This is a genomic window from Mesorhizobium sp. M0145 (assembly GCF_040322355.1).
Taxonomy (GTDB): Bacteria; Pseudomonadota; Alphaproteobacteria; order Rhizobiales; family Rhizobiaceae; genus Mesorhizobium.
Window position 1 is genome coordinate 1 of sequence record NZ_JAMYTK010000059.1, and the last position, 5639, is coordinate 5639.

The 5639-nt window shown below is 57.5% G+C and carries 3 protein-coding genes and 3 pseudogenes; 3 read left to right on the forward strand and 3 right to left on the reverse strand.

The annotated features are described in order from the left end of the window. Positions 1 to 90: 90 nt before the first annotated feature. The 3 genes and pseudogenes from NKJ28_RS32795 to NKJ28_RS32805 form a co-directional block, all read left to right on the forward strand. Positions 91 to 305, forward strand: a pseudogene (locus tag NKJ28_RS32795) (IS5/IS1182 family transposase); the annotation flags it as partial. 428 nt (positions 306 to 733) lie between these two features. After that, positions 734 to 1597, forward strand: a complete 864-nt coding sequence (locus NKJ28_RS32800) for a nitrilase-related carbon-nitrogen hydrolase (RefSeq protein ID WP_352572734.1) — start codon at positions 734 to 736, stop codon at positions 1595 to 1597. Positions 1598 to 1869: 272 nt separating this feature from the next. Further along, positions 1870 to 3112, forward strand: a pseudogene (locus NKJ28_RS32805) (IS1380 family transposase); the annotation flags it as partial. A gap of 324 nt (positions 3113 to 3436) precedes the next feature. On the opposite strand, the gene NKJ28_RS32810 reads toward NKJ28_RS32805, so the two are convergent. The 3 genes and pseudogenes from NKJ28_RS32810 to NKJ28_RS32820 form a co-directional block, all read right to left on the reverse strand. Further along, positions 3437 to 4387, reverse strand: coding sequence for an aminotransferase class IV (locus NKJ28_RS32810; protein ID WP_352572698.1), 951 nt, complete (start codon positions 4385 to 4387; stop codon positions 3437 to 3439). Positions 4388 to 4596: 209 nt separating this feature from the next. Further along, positions 4597 to 5049, reverse strand: coding sequence for an Lrp/AsnC family transcriptional regulator (locus tag NKJ28_RS32815; protein ID WP_352572696.1), 453 nt, complete (start codon positions 5047 to 5049; stop codon positions 4597 to 4599). 185 nt (positions 5050 to 5234) lie between these two features. After that, positions 5235 to 5383: pseudogene (locus NKJ28_RS32820) on the reverse strand (ABC transporter permease); the annotation flags it as partial. Between the last annotated feature and the right edge of the window lie 256 nt (positions 5384 to 5639).

Sequence of the window (5639 nt, forward strand, 5' to 3'; positions counted from 1 at the left end):
ATTCGGATCGGCCTTAGCAACCAAATCCTACGTCATTTCAACGGCTTGAACCACATCCGCCAACCCACCGTGAATTTTCAGGCTAGCACGTGGATCATCGAAATCATCAAGCGCTCCGACACGGCCAAAAGCTTCGAGGTGCTGCCGCGAACATGGGTCATCGAGCGAACGTTCGCCTGGCTCGGGCTTGTCGCCGGCTCGCCAAGGATTTCGAGGCGACTATCGAAAACGCTGAAGCGTGGGTCTTCATCGCCTCCATCCGCCTCATGCTCCGCCGCCGTGCAGCTCTACTCGCACGTAACTGAATTTCGAGTCCAGGTTCGTGTTCACCTCGTGCATTCTGCGGAAACCCGCAACTACGCGTCAAGCAATCTCGCGGTTAGCCGACTCGATCTAAAGTCAATATGCATCCGTGAAGAGCAGGCCGGAATTGGAAATGCAGTTTGGAGGTGGGATTGGGGAGGGGCCAATCTTAACCCATGGCAGGTCTCTCGCCTGCCAGAATGCGGAGCCCCTCACCGTGGAGGCGGGCAGCCGTCTAGCGCTGATATCATTGCAAATCACGATGAAATTCGCACCGTTCGTTTCAGTTACTGAGACAAATTGGTGCGTCCATTCCCCGCCGGAACGTTAAAGTCGCGATTGCTACGCGTTGGATTGACTCGACCGCTGAATTGCTCTTGCATTTGGCCCATCTCGGCTCTGCCAATGTTTTTATCGAGAGGAGACTTACATGACTTTGATCAAATGCGGCCTAGTGCAGCTGAGCCTTAAGGCGCCGACCGACGCGAAGATCTCCACGATTCGGGATCGCCTGCTGGACGACCATGAGGCGTTTGTGGAACGCGCTGGAGCGCAGCATGTCCAGATCATTTGCTTTCAAGAATTATTCAATCAGTTTTACTTTGGCTGTGGCCACGATGAAAAGTGGTTTTCCGCTGCCGAGAAAGTGCCGGATGGTGTGACTATTACGCGCTGCCGAGATTGGGCAAAGCGGTATGGGATGGTGATCGTCGCTCCTATGTATGAGGAAGAGGCGCCAGGGGTCTACTATAACACTGCAGTGTTCATCGATGCGGATGGCTCGTACCTTGGCAAATACCGCAAAATGCACATCCCTGATGGTGGATGGTGCCGGGAAAAAATGTACTTCAAGCCCGGTAACCTCGGTTTCCCGGTTTTCCAAACGGCGTTTGGTCGGATTGGAGCAGTGATCTGCAATGATCGGCATTTCCCGGAGGGTTACCGAGCGCTTGCTCTCGCAGGCGCCGAAATTGTCTTCACGCCCACTTCGACGGGACCTGCGGCTCGCCTGCCCTGGGAATCAGAGATTAGAACCGCTGCATTTGCCAACGGAATTTTTGTCGGCGCCCCAAACCGTGTTGGTGATGAGGGCACTGAAATGGGCAAGTATTTCGGGCATTCGCTTTTTGCTGGACCCATAGGTGACATTGTTGCGCAAGGCGGAGACAGTGACGAACTGGTCGTAGCGGAACTGGAAACCGCATTGACGCAAGAAATGAGACAGAGTTGGGGATTCTTCCGCGACCGGCGGCCTGATGCGTATTCAACGCTTTGCCAAACTGATATTATGTAGGCTCTCCGAGTATGCCGCAACAACGTGTCAAGCGAAGTCCTTGGGATACTTGCGCTTGTGGCAAGATCTCTGATGGCACGCGTTGAGCGAGATGGGTTGAAAGTCCGGGACGTCGGGTTCCTCAAACGAGATCTGACGGGGCGGGGGTGCCGAGCTTTGCCTGACCTCTCCTAGCACAACTTGGCTGCCGTCGAACAAGGTTCGGCGGCAGCCACTTTTCCCGCGAATTCTTCATTCCACTGGTCTCCGAAGTCGTTCGCCAGCCACGGTTACTTCTAGGGCTGTTCGACCAGGTGGCCTCGTGCTTCGTCGATTGCCGCAATCAGGATCTCACGGTTCACAGCGTCTGCACGCTGGTCGGGCAACGCTTCGCAGCAATCGGGCTGGGATACGAGGACACCGACGACCACGACACGCTTCGCCACGACCCGGTGCTCGCGCTTGTGTCGGAACGCCTGACGCCGAAGCGAGAAGATTGTGCGGTGTTTTCTGGCAAGTCGACGCTGAACCGGCTGGAGCACGGCCGGGTCGGGAAGCCGACGCACTATCACAAGATCAGTTACGACAAGGTCGCGTTGGAGGCCTTGTTCGTGGACCTGTTCCTGGAAGCCCACGACAAGCCGCCAGCCGAGATCGTGCTCGATCTCAACGCCACCGATGATCCGCTGCACGGCCGGCAGGAAGGCAGGTTCTTCCACGGCTATTACAACTGCTACTGCTACCTGCCGCTCTACATCTTCTGCGACCGGCACCTGCTGGCGCCAAAGCCCAGGCGTTCCAAGATCGATGCCAGCAAGGGAGCGGTCGAGGAGGTTGAGCGGATCGTGACCCAGATCCGCAAAAACTGGCCTAGGGTCCACATCATCCTGTGCGCTGATTCCGGCTTTGCGCGCGAGGAACTGATGGCCTGGTGCGAGATCCACCGCGTCGACGTCTTTGGGCTCGCCCGCAACGAACGGTTGGAAACCAAGATCGCCCCGGCCCTCGAGGAGCCTGTCTGGTCTCCAGGAAAAGCCGCCAGGCCTCCCGGGTCTTCCGCGACTTCAGGTGGTCGACAAAAGACAGCTGGTCACGCCGCAGGCGGGTCGTGGCCAAGGCCGAATGGACGACGCAGGGCGCCAATCCGCGCTTCATCGTGACGTCACTCAAGCCGGAGCGCTGGGCGGCACGGGCGCTTTACGAGGAGCTCTACTGCGCCCGCAGCGACATGGAGAACCGGATCAAGGAATGCCACTCGACCTCTACGCCGATCGTACCAGTGCCAACACCATGCGCGCCAATCAGCTGCGGCTGTGGTTCGCCTCGTTTGCGTATGTCCTGATCTGCGCCTTGCGTCGCCTCGGTCTTGCCCATATCCGGCTCGCCAACGCCAGCTGCGGCGCGATCAGATTGAAACTGATCGGCGCACAGGTGCGCGTCTCGGTTCGTCGCATCAAGGTGGCGATGGCCTCAGCGTGTCCCTATGCCGAGGAGTTCGCCCTGGCTCACGCCCGAATACGTGCCGCGGCTCTGTGACGCCGCCGGACCTGAACCCTTCTCACAAACAACAGAGGATACATTGCTGAAGACTCGAAGGTCGCAACACCGCGGCGCTGATCGCGCCCGTCCTCGAACTCCACAGCCATGCCAGTAGCCGCGCCGCGTCACAAGGGAGCCTGGCGCTAAATTCGGTGAGAGAAGCGGGCTAGTCTCGCAGTACCCGGAGACATCGGTGAGCATCGGGGCAATCCACCAAATGCCGGCTTCCTCCGAAGCGCCCCCTGCTCGGATTGCGGGCGCCTGCGTTACGACAGCTCATTGTCGCGAAGCGCGCGTCAACTTCAGGCGCACCGCTTACGCTCACGGATAGATGACAGCAGTAGACCATGTAGGATCATCGTGCTTTTGCCAGTAGAGATCCATGAGCCGGCGGGTGGCCGAACCGACGCGTCCGTCGGCGATCGCCGTATCGTCGATGCGGGTCACGGGCATGATGCCGCCGGCAGTCGAAGTGATAAACACTTCGTCCGCTCCCTTGATCTCAGCACGACTGATATCAGCGGCCGTGGCTGATAGCTCGATTTCGGCACAAAGATCAAAGACAGTCCTGCGCGTGATGCCCGGTAAGACCCCGAAAGCGGGTGTCCTCAAGGATCCCTCCTTGACAAGGAACACATTGAAGCCAGGTCCCTCCGCTATGTGGCCGTTCGTGTCAATGATCAGCGCTGTCTCCGCTCCCGCATCATAAGCGTCGAATAGACCCTTCACAAGGTCGAGCCAATGATAGTTCTTGATTGCGGGATCAATTGACTTTGGTGGAATGCGGACGGTGGCGCTGATTGCGACGTGTAAGCCTCTCTCCAGCTGTTCTTTGTTGGCAACAGAGCCAAAGGGGACTGCAAACGCTATGAAGTGGTTCTCCGCCTGGCGGGGATCCCGGCTGAAGGTCGGCGATGAACCACGCGTGCAGATCATCTCCACGTATGCCGATCTATGGCCCGACAGGGCGACGCAATTGTTAAGGATGGATGCTGTCTTCTCTCGATCATAGGGCAGCTTCATTCGGAGCCGTTCGACACCCCCGAAGAAACGGTTAAGGTGCAAATCCAGCCGAAAGAACCTGCCATTCCAGACGTGCACGGTGTCGTAGGTAGCGTCAGAGTGCAGGAAACCCCAATCGAGCACTGAGATCTTGGCTTGGGACATCGGCAGGTATTGCCCATCCATGAAGGCTACCCCGTCCGGATAGCGCCGTCGATCAACGTGATGCTCGTCGATGGTTGAAAGAACTGGCAAGATCTGTATTGTCATTGGGGGTCGCCATTCGTATTGCTTACATCGGGATGGGTTGCTTTCCCGCTTGGAACGGTCGGGCAACTCCCACCGTCCTAACGCAAGATCAACTGCACCCTCTACATCGCACAGTTGATTTGGTGAAAAAGGTCAATCTGATGCTGGACACGCAACGGCGGTTTCGAAAAACGGCCTTGAGTGACGAGTTCAGCGCAACTCGCCCAACGCTACACAGGGACGCGTGGCTCGAACTTGACACGATCAAGCGAAATCATGCTTCGGAATTTTCGGACATTGGGGTTGGTGTAAAGCTTCGTCTTGACGAAGACGTCGAAGGCCTCAACGTCCTCGACGGAGACAAGCAGCACGAAATCGGCGTCGCCCGTAACCATGTAACACTGGGTAACCTCTTTTGCCGCGCGCATCGCGCGCTTGAATTCATCGACAAGATCAAGACGCTCACGGTCGAGCTCTACCGTGACGACAACAGTAAGCAATTTTCCGAAAGCCTTCGGATCCACCAATGAGATGTCCGCAAGGATCACGCCATCCGAACGCAGCTTGTTAACTCGGCGCATGCATGACGCAGCCGAAGAACCGACCAATTCTGCCAGTTCGGCAAAAGAGAGCCGATTGTTCCTTTGTAGCGCCGTGAGAATCCTTCGATCTAGGTCATCCATGGAACAATGTCTGCTATGGTTGCAATAACTTCAATAATAGACGGAGTTACGCTACGATCATTTCATTTCATCCAGCAAATCGAAATAATCAAATCAATCTTGGCCGCGCGACCGAGAGAATTAACCTCAGCTCACCGTTCCGTCTACGGACGTCGTAAAGTGCCGGCATTTGGACCCACGCAGCAAGAAAGCGTGGTGAGGTTGCCCCAGCTCGGAATCTGGGCGGCACGCCCACGCCGAGGAAGCTTAGCCCCACCTCCGTCAGGAGCGCGCTGGCGCAGACTATGGCGCTTTGGACCATCAGCGCCGACATGGTGCTCGGCAAGGCATGACGTGGCGGCCGCATCAGCAAGATCGGGGATGCCACAATGTGCACGGCACTCTGTGAGGCCGCCCACATCATGTGGTGAAGACGCTCAAGGGCTGCACGGAGCTGAAAAGCCCGGGCGATGCGGATCGCACAGCGGGCCGGGATGAAGAGGCTAAGGTGACGCTGGCGCGCAAAGTGGAATGCATCGGTAGGGGCAAGGCGCATGCGCCCCTGCGAGTTCGGGGTGAAGGTGTCGGTGGCCAGCACGCTGAAGCGCTCA

What these genes read in the sequence shown, in the direction of transcription:
- NKJ28_RS32810 (WP_352572698.1), bottom strand. Translation starts at nt 4,387, where the DNA reads ATGACAATACAGATCTTGCCAGTTCTTTCAACCATCGACGAGCATCAC.
- NKJ28_RS32815 (WP_352572696.1), bottom strand. Translation starts at nt 5,049, where the DNA reads ATGGATGACCTAGATCGAAGGATTCTCACGGCGCTACAAAGGAACAAT.
- NKJ28_RS32800 (WP_352572734.1), top strand. Translation starts at nt 734, where the DNA reads ATGACTTTGATCAAATGCGGCCTAGTGCAGCTGAGCCTTAAGGCGCCG.